The organism is Spiroplasma culicicola AES-1, assembly GCF_000565175.1.
GTDB lineage: Bacteria > Bacillota_I > Bacilli_A > Mycoplasmatales > Mycoplasmataceae > Spiroplasma_A > Spiroplasma_A culicicola.
The window spans coordinates 560,361-582,401 of the sequence record NZ_CP006681.1 but is presented as its reverse complement, the minus strand read 5'-3'; the positions used below and the strand labels follow the sequence as shown (position 1 = coordinate 582,401).

At 25.7% G+C, this 22,041-nt stretch carries 19 protein-coding genes; 4 read left to right on the top strand and 15 right to left on the bottom strand.

What is annotated here, in order from left to right:
* The 11 genes from SCULI_RS02675 to udk all read right to left on the bottom strand — a co-directional run bounded on the left by SCULI_RS02675 (position 1) and on the right by udk (position 14,058).
* On the bottom strand, positions 1 to 987 hold the full coding sequence (locus SCULI_RS02675) for a Gfo/Idh/MocA family protein (RefSeq protein ID WP_025363097.1): 987 nt from the start codon (positions 985 to 987) through the stop codon (positions 1 to 3).
* Positions 988 to 990: 3 nt separating this feature from the next.
* Positions 991 to 1,569 (bottom strand): hypothetical protein, encoded by a 579-nt coding sequence (locus SCULI_RS02670; protein WP_025363096.1) that lies wholly within the window; start codon positions 1,567 to 1,569, stop codon positions 991 to 993.
* Entirely contained in the window at positions 1,559 to 2,701 is a 1,143-nt protein-coding gene (gene nagA / locus SCULI_RS02665; RefSeq protein WP_025363095.1) for an N-acetylglucosamine-6-phosphate deacetylase, read from the bottom strand. Before nagA ends, SCULI_RS02670 begins: the two co-directional genes overlap by 11 nt.
* A gap of 101 nt (positions 2,702 to 2,802) precedes the next feature.
* On the bottom strand, positions 2,803 to 4,017 hold the full coding sequence (gene scm1 / locus SCULI_RS02660; RefSeq protein WP_025363094.1) for a motility-associated protein Scm1: 1,215 nt from the start codon (positions 4,015 to 4,017) through the stop codon (positions 2,803 to 2,805).
* A gap of 37 nt (positions 4,018 to 4,054) precedes the next feature.
* Complete coding sequence (gene recD2 / locus SCULI_RS02655) at positions 4,055 to 6,253, bottom strand: SF1B family DNA helicase RecD2 (RefSeq protein ID WP_025363093.1); 2,199 nt, start codon at positions 6,251 to 6,253, stop codon at positions 4,055 to 4,057.
* Positions 6,253 to 6,768: a nucleoside/nucleotide kinase family protein gene (locus SCULI_RS02650; RefSeq protein WP_025363092.1), complete on the bottom strand. Its 516-nt coding sequence runs from the start codon at positions 6,766 to 6,768 to the stop codon at positions 6,253 to 6,255. Before SCULI_RS02650 ends, recD2 begins: the two co-directional genes overlap by 1 nt.
* Positions 6,769 to 6,824: 56 nt before the next feature.
* The gene (gene parC, locus SCULI_RS02645; RefSeq protein ID WP_025363091.1) at positions 6,825 to 9,386 is read right to left on the bottom strand and encodes a DNA topoisomerase IV subunit A; all 2,562 of its coding nucleotides are present in this window, start codon (positions 9,384 to 9,386) and stop codon (positions 6,825 to 6,827) included.
* 16 nt (positions 9,387 to 9,402) lie between these two features.
* Positions 9,403 to 10,377: a hypothetical protein gene (locus SCULI_RS02640; protein ID WP_025363090.1), complete on the bottom strand. Its 975-nt coding sequence runs from the start codon at positions 10,375 to 10,377 to the stop codon at positions 9,403 to 9,405.
* A gap of 28 nt (positions 10,378 to 10,405) precedes the next feature.
* The gene (gene parE / locus SCULI_RS02635; protein ID WP_025363089.1) at positions 10,406 to 12,346 is read right to left on the bottom strand and encodes a DNA topoisomerase IV subunit B; all 1,941 of its coding nucleotides are present in this window, start codon (positions 12,344 to 12,346) and stop codon (positions 10,406 to 10,408) included.
* A 146-nt stretch (positions 12,347 to 12,492) separates the two neighbouring features.
* Entirely contained in the window at positions 12,493 to 13,413 is a 921-nt protein-coding gene (locus SCULI_RS02630) for a PfkB family carbohydrate kinase (RefSeq protein WP_025363088.1), read from the bottom strand.
* A 21-nt stretch (positions 13,414 to 13,434) separates the two neighbouring features.
* Positions 13,435 to 14,058, bottom strand: a complete 624-nt coding sequence (udk, locus tag SCULI_RS02625; protein ID WP_038648051.1) for a uridine kinase — start codon at positions 14,056 to 14,058, stop codon at positions 13,435 to 13,437.
* 113 nt (positions 14,059 to 14,171) lie between these two features.
* Here udk and SCULI_RS02620 point away from each other — a divergent pair, with 113 nt between their 5' ends.
* From SCULI_RS02620 to SCULI_RS02610, 3 genes are all read left to right on the top strand, one after another.
* Positions 14,172 to 14,774, top strand: a complete 603-nt coding sequence (locus SCULI_RS02620) for an FMN-dependent NADH-azoreductase (RefSeq protein WP_025363086.1) — start codon at positions 14,172 to 14,174, stop codon at positions 14,772 to 14,774.
* Positions 14,775 to 14,847: 73 nt separating this feature from the next.
* The gene (locus tag SCULI_RS02615; RefSeq protein WP_025363085.1) at positions 14,848 to 15,810 is read left to right on the top strand and encodes a GMP reductase; all 963 of its coding nucleotides are present in this window, start codon (positions 14,848 to 14,850) and stop codon (positions 15,808 to 15,810) included.
* A gap of 40 nt (positions 15,811 to 15,850) precedes the next feature.
* Positions 15,851 to 16,039, top strand: coding sequence for a hypothetical protein (locus tag SCULI_RS02610; RefSeq protein WP_025363084.1), 189 nt, complete (start codon positions 15,851 to 15,853; stop codon positions 16,037 to 16,039).
* 55 nt (positions 16,040 to 16,094) lie between these two features.
* Here the strand turns inward: SCULI_RS02610 and SCULI_RS02605 are convergent, their stop codons facing one another.
* From SCULI_RS02605 to SCULI_RS02595, 3 genes are all read right to left on the bottom strand, one after another.
* Positions 16,095 to 17,459, bottom strand: coding sequence for a P-loop NTPase family protein (locus SCULI_RS02605; RefSeq protein ID WP_025363083.1), 1,365 nt, complete (start codon positions 17,457 to 17,459; stop codon positions 16,095 to 16,097).
* Positions 17,460 to 17,490: 31 nt separating this feature from the next.
* Positions 17,491 to 18,801 (bottom strand): hypothetical protein, encoded by a 1,311-nt coding sequence (locus SCULI_RS02600; RefSeq protein ID WP_025363082.1) that lies wholly within the window; start codon positions 18,799 to 18,801, stop codon positions 17,491 to 17,493.
* Positions 18,802 to 18,897: 96 nt separating this feature from the next.
* Positions 18,898 to 20,283: a hypothetical protein gene (locus SCULI_RS02595; protein WP_025363081.1), complete on the bottom strand. Its 1,386-nt coding sequence runs from the start codon at positions 20,281 to 20,283 to the stop codon at positions 18,898 to 18,900.
* 169 nt (positions 20,284 to 20,452) lie between these two features.
* Here SCULI_RS02595 and SCULI_RS02590 point away from each other — a divergent pair, with 169 nt between their 5' ends.
* A complete protein-coding gene (locus SCULI_RS02590; RefSeq protein WP_025363080.1) occupies positions 20,453 to 21,007 on the top strand; it encodes a DNA-3-methyladenine glycosylase I in 555 nt (184 codons plus the stop codon).
* Positions 21,008 to 21,077: 70 nt separating this feature from the next.
* Here the strand turns inward: SCULI_RS02590 and SCULI_RS02585 are convergent, their stop codons facing one another.
* Positions 21,078 to 21,965, bottom strand: coding sequence for a hypothetical protein (locus SCULI_RS02585; RefSeq protein WP_025363079.1), 888 nt, complete (start codon positions 21,963 to 21,965; stop codon positions 21,078 to 21,080).
* Positions 21,966 to 22,041 lie beyond the last annotated feature (76 nt).

Genomic DNA, 22,041 nt, shown 5'->3' with positions numbered 1-22,041 from the left:
CTAACTTTCTCCTATAACTTGCTGGTCTTTTTCAACCAAGTTTAATACTTTAATGGCTTCACAACTTATATCTAACAAATAATCACGTAGATCATAATCACTATTTAAAACCATTTTAACAAAAACAGAAATCTCATAGTCAAAAAGATTTTCACTTTGTTCTTCTTTTTTAAAAGCACTATATTTTTCACTTTGTTCTTCAATTTTGTAAATATCAATATTACCAATACTTGTACAATGATCAAAAACAATAGTTGCTTTGTCTGAAAGTATTTCATTATTTATTTTACCACTACTTGCTTTGCTACAAGTAATATTTACAATAACATCATTTTCATGTTTAATTAAAACCACGTCATTTAATCCACTACCGTTAGGTAATTTTAACCCCATGGCTTTAACTTCTTTAATTGGCCCAAATAAAGCTATTGCTAATTCAACTGGATAAATTAATAAGTCATATGTTGAGCCTTTTCCTAGATTTTGATCAAATACTGAATTAAAAATTCCTTGTTTAACATCATTCATTCTAGAAGAATATTGATTTAGGTTAAAATTTGCTAAAAATGGTTCTAAATATGAAGTTGAATCAAATAATTTTGCAAAACCAGGTGTATGAATTGTTTTATATGCTTCCATTAAAATAACATTATTTTTAACAGCTATTTCAAATAATTCACAAGCTTGTTGATAATCAAGCGTTAATGGTTTTTCTAATAAAACATGTTTTTGTTGAAGCAAAAAATACTTTGCTTGTTCATAATGCAATCCATTAGGACTTGCGATATAAACTGCATCAACTTCATCAACTAAAACTGCAAAATTATCGACTGCTTTTGCATATAAAGAAAATTCATTAATTAAATCACGTGCTTTTTGCTTATCTCTTGAATAGCAACATACAATTTTTAGATTTTCATTTGTTTTTGCGCTAGTAATAAATTCTTTTGTAATTGTACTTGTACCAATTGTTCCAAATTTAATCATATTTTAGTCCTCCGAAAATGGATTATCTTTTTTACTTTCAAATAATTCTTGTGTTTCTTTAGATGCTTTTTTTAAATTAATTTCCTTTGGTTTAGATTCAATATCTTCAAAATGTCATTTCTGATTAATTAATTCTTGTTCATGTAATCGTGAATAAATTTCTAACATCGAAATAGCAATTCCAAGAATAAACATCATTGAAAATCCAATAATAACTATTATAAAAAAAGCTTGATTACTTAATAAATGACTTACAGTTATGATAACTGATACTAAGATTACTACTCCTAGTAAGGATGTTCAAATCAAATATTGATTTTTTTCCTTTTTAGAAAAAACATACCCTGAAATTTTGTGCATTCAAGTTCTTAAAACAATATATAAAATCCCTAATCCAGAAGATATTGCAATATCTAAAATTGCAAGTAAGTTATAATTTTCAATAACTCAAGATAAATTTTGATCCTTTTCTTTGATTCCAACAATTAATGATAAAAAACCCACTAAATAAAACCCTAATAATGACAATGTTAAGAGATATTTTAACATTGTATATGATTTTGGATTTATTTTATTGTTCATAAACACATTTTCCATTTACAAATGTTTTATAAACGTTCATATCATTATCTACTAATACTAAATCTGCGTATTTATTAACTTCAATACTTCCAGTTTTATCAAAAATATTAAATTGTTTTGCAGCATTAATTGAAGTCATATGAATTAATTGATTTAATGTTAAGTTGTCAATTGTTTCGTACATTACTTTTACATTGTGATTGAAATTTGCAGCACTTCCTGCAAGTGTTGCACCATCAGTTAATGTTGCTTTCATTCCTACTTTAATAACATCAAGATTTCCTAATTTATAATTTCCATCAGGCATTCCCTTTGCAATCATTGAATCTGTAATAATTGCAATTCTTTCAAATCCAATTAAACGATAAATTAGTTTTAAAACTTGACGATCAATATGAATTCCATCAGTAATTACTTCACATAAAACATTTTTTGCATCCATTGCAGCCAATGCTAATCCTGGTTTTTGGTGTGCAATTCCACTCATTCCATTAAATAAATGAGTAATATGTTTTACGCCAAGTGCTACATCTTTATCAAAAACAGGATAATCACAATTTGAGTGTCCAGCAGCTGGAACAATATTGTTTTCTAAAAGATACTTAACAAAATCACCATTGTCTAATTCTGGTGCATAAGTTACCATTGCAATATTATTATGTGCTACATTGTTTAATTCTTTCATTGTTGCAACATTTGGATTTTCAAGTAAAGCAAGTTCGTGGGCACCTTTTTTTTCCTTACAAATAAATGGTCCTTCTAAATGAACTCCTAAACATTTTGCATATTCATTGTCTTTTTCTTTAAACTCATTAAATGTTTGTAAGTACTTTTTATTGTTTTCCAATGAGTTTGTTACAGAAGAGTGAATATAAGAAGTAATTCCCTCTTGAGTTAACATTTTTGAAAATTTCATGTAGTTTTCAACTGATGAATTTTCAAAATCAACCCCATACCCCCCATGAGTATGACAATCTATAAATCCTGGCATTAAAATTTTGTTTTCTCCATCAATTCCCTCTTCATGACAAACCCCAGAATTAATAGATTTAATTACATCATTTTCAATTTCAATTCATCCATTTTCAATTACTTTATCTGATAATACAATTTTTACATTTTTAATAATCATTTGATTTAGTACCTCCTACTTTTTATATTATATTCCAAATCATTTAATTTTAAAGCAATATAATAAAAAACCCATTTTTATTGGGTTTTTTATTATCTTTATTATGATTTTCATTTAATAAATCCATATGTAATAATTGCAGAAAGTGAAATATAAATAAATGGTCAAGTTAAGATCATTCATAAAGGCATATTCATTTCTTCTCTAAATAAGACTCAAACAATTAATTGCATTGAAGAGTTAAATAAAGTAAAAATTAGCATTTGAATAAACATCATTTTATTAAAATTAAAACGTTGAATTCTAATAATTTTTATTCAACAAATCAGTAGTGGAATTAAAGCTATTGGCAAAACAATAAGCGAAGATACTGTTAAAACAATATGCATTGAATTTTGATATGGATGGACTATTCCTGGAAAAATAATTGATGTAATAAATAAAATTAATCCAGTTAATACCCAAATATTTTTAAAGATTGCACCATAAAATTCTCTTTTTGAATCAATTCTAACATTTTGTAATCAAAGAGTGAATTTTGACATTCCCCCTTCACGACTACTAATGAAAGTTGAAATTCAAATTGAATTAAAAACAATTGATAAAATCAATGTTATAGGTAATCCTATAATACAAATTATCATAGCAGCACTTAACATTGAAGTATTAATATTTGTAAAATCTAGTCCTTCAATATTTTTAATACCTCCGTTTATCATCTTACTTAAACCATTATTTGTTCAATATTTAATTATAGTAATATATGAAAAACCATTATGTACGTTTGATAGATTAATTGAGTCTAAAATAGATTTTAAGCCATCATTGCTATTAAATTGAGTTTCTAAAATTGACATTAAAACAATAGCAATTAATGATAATAGTAAGAAACATGAAAAACTAATATACATCCCAATAATTCCTGTTTTCTTAACATATTGATATTTAAATTGTCTTTTTATTCTTTCTACAAAAAATAAACTGAAAACTATCAAAGATAGTGATCCCAAAATCACTCCTAATAATGGTAAAAAAAATGATCACATTAATGTGAAAAAAGCTGTGTTAAAACTGTGATTATTAATTATTGAACTAATTCCTTCAACCCCAAATATGAAGTGAGCTAATCCAAATGAGCTGTTAATATTTTGTGATGCTAATGTCAGATATTCAGTTGCTTCAGATGAAGTTTTAATTAAATTATCTATTTCTTTTTTAACATCAATTGAAAATCCAAAACATAGAGTAGTTACAAATAATGCTGTAAAAATTATAGCAAAACAAATTGTAACTGTTCATACAACCTTATGTTTCATAAAACATAGTTCCCCCTTATGAAAATATTATATAGATTTAGTTTATCAATTCCAATCTTTCTTTAAGTGTAGTTTGACGAGTTTTCATGTCTTTTTGACAAGCATATTTAAATAATTGTTCACTTGAAATAATATATAATTTTTCTTTAGCTCTTGTAATAGCAGTATAAACCATTTTTTTATTTAAAAAGAATTTTGATGCATTATTAGTTTCATCTAAAACTAAAATTACATTTTTATATTCACTACCTTGTGTTTTGTGAATACTGCATGCATAGTTTAAATTAATTTTTTCAAAAAGGTGTTTTTCAATCTTTTTAGTCAAAGAGTTAAAGTTAATTAAGGCATTTGAAACTTTATTATCAATTGTATTAAAAGATTCAATATATCCAACATCTCCATTTGACAATTCTAAAATAGGATCATTTTCTAAATACATTACTTTATCATTTATATAATAATTAGTTTCCCCTCTTTTAAAATTTGGCGTTGTTTTATCATTAAAGTTATTTTGAATTAACTTATTTAAACCTTCTAATCCAACAGCGCCCTTATACATTGGTGCAATTATTTGTAAATCAAATAATTCATCAGACATATGTGATGGCTTATGTTTACTATAAATGTTTAAAATAAAATTCTTAATCTCATTTTCATCATTTGAAAATAAAACTTCTAAATTATTTGTCTCTTTAAAATTAAAATCTTCAATATTATTTTCCTTAATTGCAATTGACAAATCAATAATTGAATTCTTATTATCATTACTAATTGTTCGATTATTTTTAATCAAGGTTGTTGTTGAAAACTGTTTTGAATCAATAATATCTTCAAAGACATTTCCATAACTTACACTTGGTAATTGATTTACATCTCCAACTAAAACTATTTTTTTAACATCGGTTATACCTTTTAACAATGATGCAAATAAATGATTATCAATCATTGAACATTCATCAATGATTAACATTTCTTTTGAAAGTTGTCTTTCTAAATTATATTCAAAATTATTATTTCCAATATATTTTAAAAGTCTGTGAATTGTTTGTGCATTATAATTTGAAGTTTCTTTTATTCGACTTGCAGCTCTTCCAGTTGGTGCTGCAATTGAAAAATCATTATTACCAAAAAGTACTTCATACATTTTAACAATTCCAATAATAACAGTTGTCTTTCCAGTTCCAGGTCCCCCAGTAATTATTGAAATACTATTTTCATAAAAGTTTTTAATTGCAAATTTTTGTTCATCATTATATTGGAAATTGGAAATATTTAATATTTCCCCTACATATTTTTCAATAATTAAAATCTCTTTTTCAAAATCAATTGCTTTTGTTTGATGATTTTGATTTTCAATTTCTTTTAAACGTGTTGCAATATATTTTTCATCATCATAACTTTCTTTTGTATAAATTTTTTTATTTTCAAAAATTAAAATATTATTTTCCTTTGCATACATTAATAAATGATCCATTTCTGAAAATTCTAAATAAGGAAATACTTTTTTTAGTTCATTTTTTAAAATAGTTAAATCAAAATATGTATTTCCTGTTGCCATTAAAATTTTTTCACCAATATAACTTGCTCATCAACTAATTCTAACTTTTCCAAATTCTTCTTCCCCAAAAGCTAGAGCAATTTTATCAATATCAATAAAATTTGAAAATTTATTTTGACTTCAATAACTATAAAAGTCATTTTCTAAAATTGACTTTAGTTCTTCTTTATCAATAAATTTTTTATCTAATATATTATAAACTTCAAGTTTTAAATCATGTTTGACAAATTTATCCATAATTTCATTATTTTGAAAAGTAGTTTTTACTACATCTAAAATAATTTCGCTTTTAGTTTCTGTCATTCCATTAATTTTAAAAAGTTCTTCAGGTTGGGTAATAATTTTTTCAAAAATATCTTCTTTAAAATGATTTACAATTTCTGATGCTAAAACTTTTCCAATTGTAGGAAATAAAGACGAACTTAAATATTTAATATAATAATCATTGCTAAATTCTTTAATTATTTTAAAACTTGAAACTAAAAAACTTTGACGATTATTTTTTGGATCAATTGTATTTTTTCCTTCAACTTCATAAATGACTCCAATTTTCATTAGACAAATATTTCCAGTAATTACTGTTGAGCGTTTATCATTGTCCATCAAAGTAAAAATAGCAACTCCAAAATTGTCATTATTATTAAATAAAAAACTTTTAATCTTACCTTTTAATTTCATTATTTTTTTCTACCTTTCTTAAAATTTAATGAATCAATTACTTTAAAGTAATTTTGTTTTAATGAGTTTGAGCCATCTAATAAAATAACATTTGATTTTGAAGAATTTACAATTAACTGTAATTCACTTTCCATTTCTAAAAAACATTTATCACTTCTAATGTATTCTAGTTCTTCAGTACTGTAATCTTTGCGTTTTATAATTTTCATTTCAAATAAATGATCTTGTTGCATTTCAATTTGATTTGCTCTTTGAATAATTTCATTTTTATCTAACATTAAAACAAAAACATAATCAACATTATAAAAACCAGATTGCATTCATTGAGTAGTTCACCCATCAACAATATAAGAGTCAAAGTTTTGAATATCTTGAAAATATTTTTGATAACGTTGTTCTAATTCAACATTTAGATATTGGTTAGTATCAATATATTTAATTGAAAGTTTTTTAGATAAATATTTTGCAAGTTGTGTTTTACCACTTAATCTATACCCCAAAATCTGTATTTTCATTTTTTTGACCTCTTAAATATATTGTACATAAATAAAAAAATACCTTTAAAGGTATTTTAAACTAAATCATCAAGATCAAGTTTTAATTCTTGTGTCGATTCATCTTCAACTTTTTTAGTTTCTTTAACAACAGCTGGCTTTGCAACTACTTTCACTGGTGTTGGTTTTGCTTCTTCTTCACTTGTTTTTGGAGCTGGAGGAACATCACCATTTTTAACTACAAATGATTTTTCTAAAGTTGTTGTTAGAATTTCATTCATATCTAAGTCTTCTGGGACATCTTCAAGTTCTGCATACTTAAAGTTTTTAACATTCAACTGAGTTAATTTATCTTCTTCATCTAAAATGTTTAAGATATCTTTTTGTTGAACATTATACAAGAATGTTGCAAACTCATCACGTTTTTTATTTCAAGGATAAAGTCTTACACCACGTTTTGGTCTTGCCATAATTGGTACAAGATCTTGTTTAATTTTTTTAACATTTCCTTTATTTGTCAAGATTAAAACATCACCACTTGCAAACGCTTTTCCAGCAATAATATCTTCATCTTTAACAACAGTTGATTTAACTCCTTTTGCATTTGGACCAGCACTTGGAATTTCTGTAATATCATAACGAACTGCAAATCCAGTTTTTGTTAACATTGTTACAGTTTTTGTTTTGCTGCTTACCAATGATGCAGATACAACTTCATCGCCTTGTGCCAATTTCATAATTCTAAATGATTTTGAAAACATTTTTGTTTCTAAATCTTCAACAGGAGTTCTTTTAATCATTCCATTTTTAGTTGCTAATAAAATTTCTTGTTTTGCATTTTTATATTCATGAACCACAAAAGCTGCTAGAATTTTTTCATTTTGACCAGTTAATGTTGCAACTTTATTAATATGCATTCCTGTTTCTTTTCATTTACTTGGAATAATTTTATAAACTGGAATTGAATAATATGTTCCAGCACTTGAAACCAATAAAATAAAATCTAAACTTGATGCTGGAACTTGTGAAATTCAAATATCATTTGGTTTACGTTTAAAGTCACTCATTGGGAATTTTCCAAGTTGTGAATCTTCAATTGCTTTTAAATATCCATCTTGTGAAATTCAAATTGTATAGTTTTTTTGTACGATTGTTTTTTTGATTTCAACATCAATATTTTCAATTTCATCAACAACTGCACTTCTTCTTGCAATTCCAAATGTAGATTTTGTTTCTTCAAGTTGCTTAATAATTTCATTATTTAAAACTTTTTTATCATTTAAAATTGCTTTATATTTTGAAATCATACTTAATAATTCAGCTTTTTCTTGCTGTAATTTTTCAATATCTGTTGAAGTTAAACGATACAATCTTAAATCAACAATTGCAATTGCTTGGGTTTCACTAAATTGATGTTTTGCCATTAAATTAGCAATAGCATCTCCTCTATTTTTTGATTCACGAATAATTTGAATTACTGAATCTAAAATAGAAATTGCTTTAATTAATCCTTCAATAATTTCATTACGTTTTTGTGCTTTTTCAAGATCAAATTTTGTTTTTCTTGAAAATACTTCTTGGTAATGAGCTATATATGCTTTTAAAATATTGATAATTCCTAATTGTTTTGGTTGTTTGTCAACAATAACAACATTATTATAGTTATATGAAATTTGCAAAGGCGTATTTTTTAATAAGAACTTTCTTGTAATTTCATAATCTGCTTTTGGTGATAATTCAATTACAATTCTTAAACCAGTACGATCAGTTTCATCTCTAACTTCTTTTACTTCAATTTGAGGATTTGCATCAGCTACATCTCCAATTTTTCTGACTAAATCTTGTTTAACAGTTTCATAAGGAATTTCATCAATAATAATATTATTATCTTCTTTGTGCATTTTTGACTGAATAATTACGCGACCTTTTCCAGTTTCAAAAGCACTTTCAATTCCCTCTTTTGACATTACAATTGCTCCAGTTGGAAAATCTGGACCTTTTACAATTTTTAAAATATCTGCTAAATTACTTTTTGGATTTTTAATAATTTGAATTGTTGCATCAATGATTTCATTGATATTGTGTGGAGGCATATTTGTTGCATATCCTGCAGCAATTCCAGTTGCTCCATTAATTAAAATATTTGGAAAGTATCCAGGCAGAACTGTTGGTTCTTTTTCTGAATCATCAAAGTTTGGTGCATATAAGACTGTATCTTTTTGTAAATCGTTTAACAACAAACTTGTAATTTTTGATAATCGCGATTCAGTATATCTCATGGCAGCTGCACTATCTCCATCAATTGAACCATTATTTCCGTGCATATCTACTAGAGGAATATTTAATTTTCAAGGTTGACTCATTCTAACAAGGGCTTCATAAACTGATGAATCACCATGTGGGTGATATTTACCAATAACATCTCCAACAATACGTGCAGATTTTTTATATGGTTTTTCATGAGTTAAATTAAGATCATTCATCGCAAAAAGTACACGTCTTTGAACGGGTTTTAATCCATCTCTTACATCAGGTAAAGCTCTTTCTTGAATAATATATTTTGCATATCTTCCAAATCGATCACCCATTAATTCTTCAAGTGATAAATTTAAGATTCCTTTTTCTTGCTTGTTAGACATAATTATTTATTCCTTTCTAGTTAATTTCAAAATCAACTTCTGTAATATCATTGTTTAAGAAATCCATAATATTTAAATTATTCATGGTCTCTCTTCCTTCAGCTGTTAGACGTCACAATTTAGTATCAATATCTTGTCAATATAACTTTGGATCAATTCTAGTAATTAAACTTCTTCCAAGTTCTACCATTTGTTTTTGAGTTTCTTCAATCATTCTGACTAATTTATAATTATTTTCAACTTCATTAGTATTTTCTGAATCTAAAGCAAATTCACTTTCATTGAAAATTCGTTGTAAATCATTGATATTATCTCCAAAATCAACTGTTGCATAAGCATATGCGATATTTTTTTCACCCTCATTTTTAATCACAATTTTATAACGAGGAATATCTTCAATTTTTTTCAACTTTAATTCTAATTGATTAATGTTTTCAATTGATTTTATAATCTTTTTATTAATTGTTTGATAATTGTCTGTCATAACTTCAGCTACCCTATTTCTTTCAAGAATAGCTGTTCTTAAATTCATAAAGATACCAAAGATATCCAGTCTAGTTGATGCAATTTCTTTTGAAATTTCTTTAGTTTTTAATAAAATTGGACCAGTATGTGGATTTAAATAATATGTATCTGTAAATTCATCATAAATTAAGATACCCACTTGTGGTTTTGCAAGTTGGCGAGCTTTATCACTTGCAGCTTTTGATTTTTCTAAGAAACGGTGCATTGTTTTTACAAGTCAATTATATTCAACATTATTGTCAATGCTTATCATAATTGATTGTTCACTTTCAGCTGAAGTCATTAAATCAAATTCTTCATTGTCAGTATTTCTTAGTTCAAAATACAAGTTTCTTCCATCAACTTGATGAGACACACTAAAAGAATTAAATATACCAAATCTCTTAATATATTTATTGATACTATTGTATTTATCAAAGATTTCTGTAATCTTTAAAACTTTTTTATCAAATTCAGTATCTCTCACGATTGCTCGCCTCACAAACTATTTAATTCTAAAACTCTACAAACTCAACATTATCTTCTAATGTAAATTTAATATTTTCTTCAATTCATTCTTTTCTTTTTTCAGCATTATCTCCCATTAAAGTTCTAAATGTATTTTCAGCACTTAATGCATCTTCAATACTTACTTGAATTAGTTTTCTTTGTTCGGGATCCATTGTTGTTTCTCACAATTGATCTGCATTCATTTCACCTAATCCTTTATATCTTTGAATTTCGATTTTAGATTTATTGTTTTTCATATAGCTCGCTAGTTCATCTTCTGTTCATAAGTAGACAAAATCTTTTTTGCTAGTTGCTTGTGACACTTTAAATAATGGTGGCAAAGCAATGTAAACATGTTTATTAACAATTAAGTCTTTCATATAACGATAGAAGAATGTTAATAATAATGTTTGAATATGGGCACCATCAGTATCGGCATCGGTCATTATTATTATTTTTCCATAATTTATATCGTTTAAATCAAAATCACTTCCAATACCAGCACCAATTGCATTGATGATAGTAGTGATTTCTTCATTTTTTAATAAATCAATTAGTTTTGTTTTTTCAGCATTAATTACTTTACCCTTTAAAGGTAGAATTGCTTGGAATTTTTTATCTCTTCCAGATTTAGCACTTCCCCCAGCTGAATCTCCCTCAACTAAAAATAATTCATTGTCCAGTTTATTTTTACCTTGTGCTGGTGTTAATTTTCCCAGCATTGTTTTTCCTTTTGATTTTGATTTTTGATCTCTTACAGCTTGTCGTGCTTTTCTTGCTTCTTCTCGTGCTTTTCTTGCTAACAGTGCTTTTTCAATAATCAATATTGCTAAAGTTTTATTTTCTTGTAATCAAAATCCAAAACTTTGTTCTGTAATTTTTTCACAAGCGTATCTTGCTTCTGTAGTTCCTAATTTCCCTTTAGTTTGTCCTTCATATTGAATTAAACTTTCAGGGACTTTAACAGTAACTACTGCAATTAAACCCTCTTTAATATCTGTTGAATCTAATTTCTTATCTTTTTCTTTAATAATATTTTGTGCTCTTCCATATTCATTTAAAGATTTTAAAATACCAGTTCTAAATCCAGTTATATGAGTTCCCCCATCACTAGTTTTAACATTGTTGGCAAATCCCATAATATTATCTGAAAAATCATTTGTATAAGTTAAAGCAATTTCTACATCAATTTGAGATTCAGTTCCCTTAATTAAAACTGGGTTACATAAAGCTTTTTGATCACCTTTAAGTTCATTGACAAATTCAATTAGTCCATTTTCAAAGATATATTCAACGTATTTGTCGCTTCTTTCATCTTTTAAAGTTATTTTTAAGCCTGAATTTAATAATGCAGACTCTTTTAAACGTTCAGAAATAGTTGAAAAACTAAATTTTGTAGTACTAAACATTGTTTCATCAGGTAAAAAATTAACACAAGTTCCTGTTTGTTTAGAAGTTCCTGTTTGTTTTAATGGTGAAGTTAATTTTCCCCCATTAGCAAACTTAATAGTTGAAATCATTCCATCTCTATTAATTGTTACTTTAAATTTAGAAGATAAAGCATTTACAACAGAAGAACCAACCCCATGTAATCCCCCTGATGTTTTATAACCATCTCCACCAAATTTTCCCCCAGCATGTAATACTGAAAAAATAATTTCTGGAGTTGATTGTTTTGTTCCTTTATACATTCCAATTGGAACTCCTCGACCATTATCTTTTACAGAAACTGACCCATCTTTTTCTAATGTCACATTGATTTCATTACAATATCCTGCCAATGCTTCATCAATTGAGTTATCAACAATTTCTCATACCAAGTGATGTAATCCTCTTGAATCTGTTGATCCAATGTACATTCCTGGTCTTTTTCTAACGGCTTCTAGTCCTTCAAGTACTTGAATACTATCTTCTGTATAATTTAAATTCTTATCTTTTTCTGCCATTTTTTAAATACTCCCCTATTAGTTGAATATAGTTAATAACAATAATATAACACAAAATAATTAAAATGAAAATTTTGTTACTTTTTATACCAAATTAATCAAAATTTAGTATAAAAAAAATCAGAAATATCTGACTTTTAAATATATTAACCTTTAAATCCTTTTAAATCTTCAACTGTTGGCAATGAATCTGCATAACCATCAATAGTTAATGCATAAGCTGCAGCTTTATTTGCTGTTGCTAATCCTTCTAGAATTGGTGCTTCATCAATAATAGATTTTACAGTCATTGCTGTAAATGCTTCATTTGCTCCTGCTCTTTTAACTTTTTTAACTTCAAATGGTTTAATAACTGAGAATTTTTTACCATCAAAATAAGCACAACCTTTTTCTGCTAGAGTAACTACAACTTGTCCAACTCCAATGTCAACCAATTTTTCTGCAGACATTTTAATTTGTTCTTCTGTTTTTATTGCAGTTTTTACTCCAAGAATTGTTTCTAATTGATGTGTATTTGCAATTAATAAATCAATATCTTTTAAAATTTCAGTTGGAACAAAGCTTCCTGGAACAGCATTTAAAACAACAAATTTTCCTTCTTCTTTTGCATAGTTGATCATTTCAAAAATAAATGGATTATTAATATCTAATTGAAATACAATCGCATCATTTAAATAAATGAAGTTTTGTACATCTTCAATATCGTTACTATCAAATGCCAAGTTACTTCCTGGTGCATTAATAGTATTTGCTTTATTATTTTTGTTAATTAAAACCATACTCATTCCTGTTGGAGAGTTTTGATCTCTCAAAATTTGGTTTGTATTAACATGATGTTTTTTTAGGTTTGCAATTATTGCCATACCATTGTGATCATCTTGTAATTTACCACACATAGCAACATTTACTCCTAATTTAGCCAAAGCTATTGCAGTGATGGCACCAACTCCACCAAATTCACTACGTGCATTAGCTGCAAATGTAAATTTGTCACCTTCTTTTGGAAAGTCATTTACATGTAAAGTTAAGTCAACTGTCATTGACCCAACAACACCTACTTTTTTCATAAATATAACCCCTAACTTACTTTAATTGTTTAATAGACTTTTAATTTTAGTAGCTATTAAATCAATTGCAATATTATTTCCCTCATAATAAGGAACAATAATATCTGCATTATCAATTGAAGGTTCTACAAAATATTTATACATTGGGCGAACTGTTGTTAAATATTGATTAACAACATCATCTAATTTACGTCCTCTTTCTTTTGTATCACGCATCATTCTTCTTATAAAACGAATATCATCATCAGTTCTTATAAAAATTTTGATATCTGCTTTTTTACGTATTTGCTCAACGTGTAGCGATAGAATACCATCTAAAATAACAACATCACTTGGTTCAACCTTAATTGATTTTCCCGATTGTGCATGCTTTTTAAAATCATAAATTGGTACTTCTATGCTTTTTCAGTTCTTTAAATCATCTAAATGCTTACAGATAAGATCAATATCAATTGTATTTGGATGATCAAAATTCAGTTTTTGTTTTTCTTCAAATGTTAAGTCACTAAAATCTTTATAGTAGCTATCCATTGAAATATGAGATACAGATTCACTTTTTAATATTTCACCCGCAATTTTTGTAGCAACTGTGGTTTTTCCACTAGCACTACCCCCCGCGATGATTATTATTGTAACTTTTTTCATATATGAAATTCTCCAACCTACTAGATTTTAACAAAATAATAAATAAACTATTTAGTAATTTAAAAAAATATTTCACTTTTTTTGGAATAAAATCAATTATGGAGGTATAAAACATGTCAAACAAAGTATTGGTAATCACAGGAACTGTAAGTGCACCTGAAAAATCTTTTTCAATGGCTTTAACAAATAAATTTGTTGAAGAATATAAAGCTTTAAATCCAAATGATGAAATTATTAATTTAGATTTAAATAATGAAGCAATGGCTGCAATTACTATTACAAGAGATAATTTTGGAACTTACTTCAATGAAAATGATGCATTAAAATATATTAATCAATTAAAAGAAGTTAACAAAGTTATTATTGCAAGTCCAATGAACAACTTCAATGTATCAACTTTAATTAAAAACTATTTAGACCATATTTTATTAGCAGATCAAACTTTTTCATATAAATATGTTAAAAAAGGAGATGCTGTAGGTCTATTAGATCACTTAAAAGTGCAAATTTTAACAACTCAAGGTGCTCCTTATGGATGATATTTATTTGGAGATCACACAGCATATTTAAAAGGAACTTGAGAATTTACAGGAGCTACTGTAAATGAACCTATTTTATTTGCTGGAACAAAAATTGCTCCAATTTCAACAATGAATCCAAAAGAAGCATTTTTAACTATTGAAGATAAAATTAAAGAAGTTGTAAAAAACTTTTAGAAAATAAAAAAAATGAGTTCAAACTCATTTTTTTTATGTTATAAATTGATAGGTATGACAAGGAGAAATTATTATGTACGCATTTGATTATGAAGATATACAACTTATTCCAAGTATGTGTGTTGTTAAATCAAGAAGTGAGTGTGACACTTCAGTTAAATTAGGAAATCACACATTTAAAATGCCAGTAATGCCAGCAAATATGGCTTCAGTTATTAATGAAGAATTATGTGAATTACTTGCAAAAGAAAATCAATTTTATGTAATGCATCGTTTCAATGTTAATAGTGTTGAATTTACTAGAAAAATGAAATCACTTGGTTTAATTGCTTCAATTTCTGTTGGAGTAAAACAAGAAGACTATGATTTAATCGAAAACTTAGTAAAAGAAAACTTAATTCCTGAATATATCACAATTGATATAGCTCATGGACATTCATTAAGTGTTAAAAATATGATTGAACATATTAGAAAACATATGCAAGATAAAACATTTATCATTGCTGGAAATGTGGGAACCCCTCATGCTGTTAGAGATTTAGAATACTGAGGTGCTGATGCAACTAAAGTTGGAGTTGGCCCTGGAAAAGTATGTATTACTAAATTAAAAACAGGTTTTGGAACTGGTGGATGACAACTTGGAGCAATAAAATGATGTAGCAAAGCTGCAAAAAAACCAATTATTGCTGATGGTGGATTACGTGTAAATGGAGATATCGCTAAATCAATTAGATTTGGTGCAACTATGTGTATGGTAGGTAGTTTATTTGCAGCTCATGAAGAATCACCTGGAGCAAACGTTGAAATTGATGGAGTAATGTTTAAAGAGTACTACGGAAGTGCTAGTGAATATAACAAAGGTGAAAAACGTTATGTTGAGGGTAAAAAAGAGTTAATTCAAGTAAGAGGAAAATTACTAGAAACTTATAAAGAAATGCAAGAAGATTTACAATCATCAATCTCTTATTCAGGGGGAAATATTGTAAGTGACATCAAAAAAGTTGATTATGTAATTTTAAAAACAAGTAACTTCTAATTTATTATTTTAAGATAAAATAATAAAAAGGAGTGATATTGTGACTAAATGTGAATTAAATAACTGTGGAAAAGAAGTTAATGCTTTAGATCCCAAAAGAATTTATATCTTTGATGAAACAATTGAAGACGAAGTGCCTGTGGCAGTTTGCGATGATTGTTACAAAAAAGAAAAAGATCAAGATAACAATATCGACTGAGATCATTCGGTTGAAGAAACAGAAAAATAATCATTAATAACTAATAAAAAAAGCCATTATTATATTTATAATAATGGCTTTTTATTTATAACAATTCTAAGAAATTTTTTAATATTTCAAAGAATTCAATGTCATAAATTTCTTTAATTCTTGAAGAACTCATTTCTTCTACAATTCTTTGATTCATTACTTTTAAAACTGATAATACACTTGGTTTTAAAGTATTATTATCAATTAAAAAGGCAATATTTTCTCTTTGATTGTAAGGCGACTTAATTTGTGTTAAGTTTGCAACAAATATGTAGAAAATGTATAGCTCATTTACAACACTAAATTTATTGTCATTTGAAAAATAAATTAATACTGGTAAAGCACTTTTGGTTGGTAATTCAAGTATTTGAATTAATTCTAAGAAAGTATTCTTTTGATTAAATTTGAAACCTGCATTTTTTAGGGCCAAAGTTATTAAATTAAGATTTGAAACTGAATCAATATCATAAATTTTATTATTTCTTTTGACATCTTTTATAAATTCCATTGAATTATTTAATGTATCAATTAATTCAAAATCTTGAATTTTGTAATATTTTAGTGTTCAAAAGATAAAACATAATTCTTCATAATATTTTTTATCATCTTCAATCAAATGAAAATCATAAGTACGTTTTAATCATTTTTCAATTAAGTCCAAATCAATATCAATTGATTTAATTAAAGAAATATCATAAATCTTTTCTTGAGCAATAAACTGTTTCACAAATTTATTATGATGATCATAGAAATCAAATTCCTTTTTAATTTCAAAGATTGTTGGAAACATTGATTCAAACTCATCTTTAATATTTAAGTCTGTTTTTAAATAGTTTGAATCCACTGTTGTAATTGTATAAATGTGTTTAATATTTTGTGAAATTATCTCTAATAATTTATATGCATCATAAATTTCATATAATTCTAGATTTTCTAAATTATCAAATGTTAATAATAATCTAATATTGTGTGTTTGTATTAATTGATCAATTTCTAATAATGTATTTAGCAAATAATTAAATTCTTTATCATGTTTTTTCTTTTTCTTTCTAAAAGTAAATGTAATTGCTTTTTGTTTTGAAGAAGCAATCTTTGTATATTCAATTTTTTTAATATGATTTGCTTTTAAAAATCTTTTAATAAATCTTTTTCCCAATAGTGATTTCAATTTAAAAATTAACATTCCAGTAAATTCACTTAAAATGTCTCTATTGTCTACAAAGTTTTTAAAATCAAAATAAACATTAATAAAACCCTCTTGAATTAATCTTTCAATTGTTTCATTAACAACTGAAGATTTTCCAGATAAACTTGGTCCATCAATTGCAATAGCGCCTTTATATTCATTAAAAATATTATTTAAAATCTTTTGTAATAATTTTTTCCCGTTCACTTTATCAAAGTATTTTTCATTGTACATATAAAACTAACCTTCTTTAAAACAATTTCTATTAAAAGAAATTGTTACCTTTATTAAATCCCGCAAAGAATTTCATCTTAATGTATTCTTGACCCATATTAGGATTTTCAAATCTAAATTTATTTAATGCAGAAAATAAAGCTTTATTTTCTTGAGATAATTGATCAAAATACTCTTGTTTAAACAAAATATTATCAGTTAAAATCAAAGCACAATTTGAAACAAATGCAGCTTCTGATTTTGCTTTATCTTTAATTATTTTTAAATATTGTTTGAAGAATTCATTCAATGCTTTATTACTTTTAATATAACTGAATGTTGTAAACGAATGTTTATTCTCATTTGCAACATTCATAATAGCAATATTTTCTTGAATAAAGATATTATTTACAGAGTTTACAAGTTTAAAATCATTTGGACAAATTTGAGGATAAACTAGATCTAAGACCTCAATTGCTTCTGAAACTGGTAAATTAATTTTAACAATTTCAATTTCATTATTAGTTTTTAAATTTTTTTGATATTCAACTAGTGTATTAAAAACTGAACTAGTCTGGTTTGAAACTTTTTTTAATCTAAAGATAAATAACGATTTAAAACCTTCTTCTTTAATTGAATTAAAATATTTTAAATATTCTTCTTTTAAAGCATTTAAATAAACTTTATAGTTAAATGCTTTAAACACTAATGCACGATAATGCAAATTAATGATATCTTTATCTTTAGAATCTTTTGATAGCTTTATATTTGTAAGCTCATCATGTTTTTTACAAAAACCATTGAAAGTGAATGTTTTTTTAACAGCTAAGTCAAAGAAGATATCTCCCATTTTGTATTTATTATCAAATGGAATATCTTTTTTTGTAGTTACAAATTTTTGTTTTGCAAAATCAAAGTTATATAAATTATTTGCAACTGTTGGTTCTGAACATGAAACATAATTACATACTTCTTGTTTTGCAACTTTTTTATAAACTGCTTGATAAATTTCTTGTGAATTTAGTAAGTATTTTTGATATTCTTTGTCATTTACTAAACTTTTTTCAAATGCAACATATTCTTTATGAATATCTGTTTTTAAATTAAGTTTGCAACATTCTCCATATGGTTTTGCGCTTAAACAAAAACAAAGTTCATCATCTAAAAATGAAAAAAAATGATACCCATTCATTTGTAAAAAGTTAATATTATCATTATCTAAGAAATAATTTTCAAAAATAGATTCAACAAATTTTTGAGCATCTTCATTAGAAATTTGGTTATTTTTTAATTCCTTATACAAAGCAGCACGATCAATAAAATCATACTCTTCTACAAGTTTATTGTTTTTTGATTTGTCCATGATAAATACCTCTTATACTAAGATTATACATAAATTCTATACTTTTATTACACTCATTAATAAAACATATCGATTAGTGCAATAAAAAAGCAGATACTAATCTGCTTTTTGTTGAGATTCATTTCTTTTTTGTCTTTGTTGTTTTAGAATTAAATCTTGTTGTTTTTGTTTTTCAGCTGCTTTTCTTTTTCCCTCAGCAATTTTTTTTGATGTTTCAAGTTCCTTTGCTTTCATTTTTTCTTTTGCAGCTTTTAATTTTTGTTTTTCTTCTAAAGTAACACGTTTTTCATGTTCTTTAGCATCTTGAATTTGTCTTTTAGCTTTTAATAATTCAGCTTTACGAGCTTCTTTAATTTTTTTCTCTTCATCTTTTAAAGAAGATTTTAAAATTGCTAAATCTTCTAAATCAGAAGTATCATCATATTTAGTTAAATCAACCTCTTCAACAACGCTTTTATCAAACATATTAATTGGTTCATCTTTTTCTTTTAACACTGTTGCATTTGTTGGATCTTCAATAAATTCTTTTTGCATTTCTGTTATATCCATTTTTGGATCATATTTTAAATCAAATTTAATTAATGATAAAACATTACGATCATTTAATGGTTTTTCACAGTGAGCTTTAACAATTATTTTTCTAATTTCTAAAATATCATTTGAACTTTTTACTGAATATATTCATTGTAAATCTCTTAAATATACTTCATATAACATTTCTGCAAAATCAAATTTAATTTCTAAATTCTCTTTTAATAATGGCACTGAATCTAAAAACTCTGCAAACCCTTTATTTCTTAAGAAGAAATCTGCTTGGTCTCCATAATTGATTACATCTCCATCATCAATTGCGTAAACTACTTGTCCAATTTTTTTAATAAATTGTTCATCATATCTATATGTTGATTTAATAACATCTAAATAACGTTTATGAGTTTTTAATTGATCAACTCTAACTTGCATTGCTTTATATTCAAAGTATTTTTCACGTAATAGTCCAACAGCATTCATTCCTGTAACTGTTAAAATATCTTTTTTAGTTGAATTAACTTTGATAAATTTTTCATAATGAGTTCCAATACCAAAAGTATTATCTTTTGGATTTTCAGCTGGTACTAATGATACTACTGGGAAAATGTATGGATATGTACATTTAATTGAATAATATCATGCTCTTGAATATTGAGCTTTTCCAGTATATTGAATAATATGTTTATTCATTAATTCTAATTCTTCTGGTGTAAATACAATTAAAGCATCAATTTGTAAATCCATATCTGCAATTTTTCTTGCAAATTTTGGATAATATTTTTCAAAACTTAAAGTATTTTCATTTCACTTACCGTTTAACAATTCATTAATTAAAGGTAATTCTTTAATGTTATAAAATCACCCATCAATTAAGTTTTGTTCCTCATCAAAAATGAACTCTTGTTCTCCTGGTATTATGAAGTTTTTTACAAGTATTTTCTTTACAAACATACAATTTCTCCCCTATAAATATCAAACTATTTAAATAGATTATAGCAAAAAAATGATTAAAAATATACCCTCTCGCCACTAAGGGTTGTATAATCATTTATGAATTTATTCTCAAATATTTATTCATACTTTAAGTGGTATAATAAATTGAAAACAAAGGAAATAAAAAATGAAAAAGAGATGTCTATGAGCTACAAAAGATCAATTTGATCAAGAATATCATGATAATGAATGATGTAAACCTGTTTATGATGATACAAAAATATTTGAAATGCTAATTTTAGAATTAAATCAAGCAGGTTTAAGTTGAAATACGATTTTAAAGAAACGAACTAACTTTAGAACAGCTTTTGATAATTGAGATTATCAAAAAATTGCACAATATAATGAAAGTAAAAAAAATGAATTATTAAATAATCCTGGAATTATTAGAAATAGATTAAAAATTAAAGCAGCTGTTACTAATGCTAATGCTTTTTTAAAAATTCAAGAAGAATATCAAAGTTTTAGTAATTTTATTTGAAGTTTTGTTAACAATAAACAAATAGTTAATTCAATTGAAAAACAAGAAGAAATACTTGCCTATTCAGATTTATCAATTGAAATTAGCAAAATCTTAAAGCAAAAAGGATTTGCTTTTTTGGGAAAAACTACCGTTTATTCATTTTTACAAGCAATTGGAATAATAAATGATCATGTTAATGATTGTGATTTCAAATATTAATTATTTATAAAAAAATATCTTTATAAAACTAAATCAATCTTTTGATTAGTTAATAAAGATATTTTTTATTTTATTTATGTACTAGCATGTTGAATGTTCCAGTTGCATCACTTGATGTGAATGAAACATAGAAATATTCATCACTTACAACTTCATCATTTAAAATTTGTGAACCCTTTTCATAACCTTCATTATTTTTTACTGCTGAATAAACTTCGATTGAAGTTGCAGATTCAATTTTTGTATTCATAGTTTTATTAATATAATCAATTGCGTCAGAATTGAAATTTGAATTTGAATAATTAAACATATCAATAACTTGCCATACTAAGAAATCAATTCCTAAATCAGGTAAATAAATTCCAGATTCAAAATTATTATCAGTATATTCAATTGAATTTCCAATTTCATATTCTGTTTCGAATTGAATTACATATCCTGGTTTAATTTGAAAATCTGTTAAAGCTTGTTTTGGTTGATATCCATATAAATTTTCAGTATATTGCTCTCCATCAGCAATTGCTGTATATTCGATTGCGTATGTAAAGTTTCCAAAGTTATCTAGTTTTTCAATATTCACATTAACATTTAAAATTTCATATTCAACTGCATTAACTATTCTTGCAATATTTCTTCCTACTTGAATTTCTCCATCTTTTTGAGTTCCAGGAAATCTTGTAGTACTTTCTTTAATTTCAAAATTTGTAACACCATTTTCTTGATTAAATTGTCTTTGTCTTTCTACTTCTTTAATTAAAATCTCTTTGTAATCTTGAGTTCCAAGTATTAGATTTCCCTCACTATCAAAATGTTTATCATTATCAATAAAAATATACATCATTCCTTTTTCAACATCAGTTGAAATTTCTTCATTTACATTATGATTTGCAATTACAATTGGCGTCACAGCTGATGAACCAACTGATAAAGTTCCAATTAAACTTAGTAATTTAAACATATATTAATTCCTTTCATTCGACAAACCCACCCTGCCATCCTTTTTGATAGAGTTATTATTTCATTCATTCTTTTAA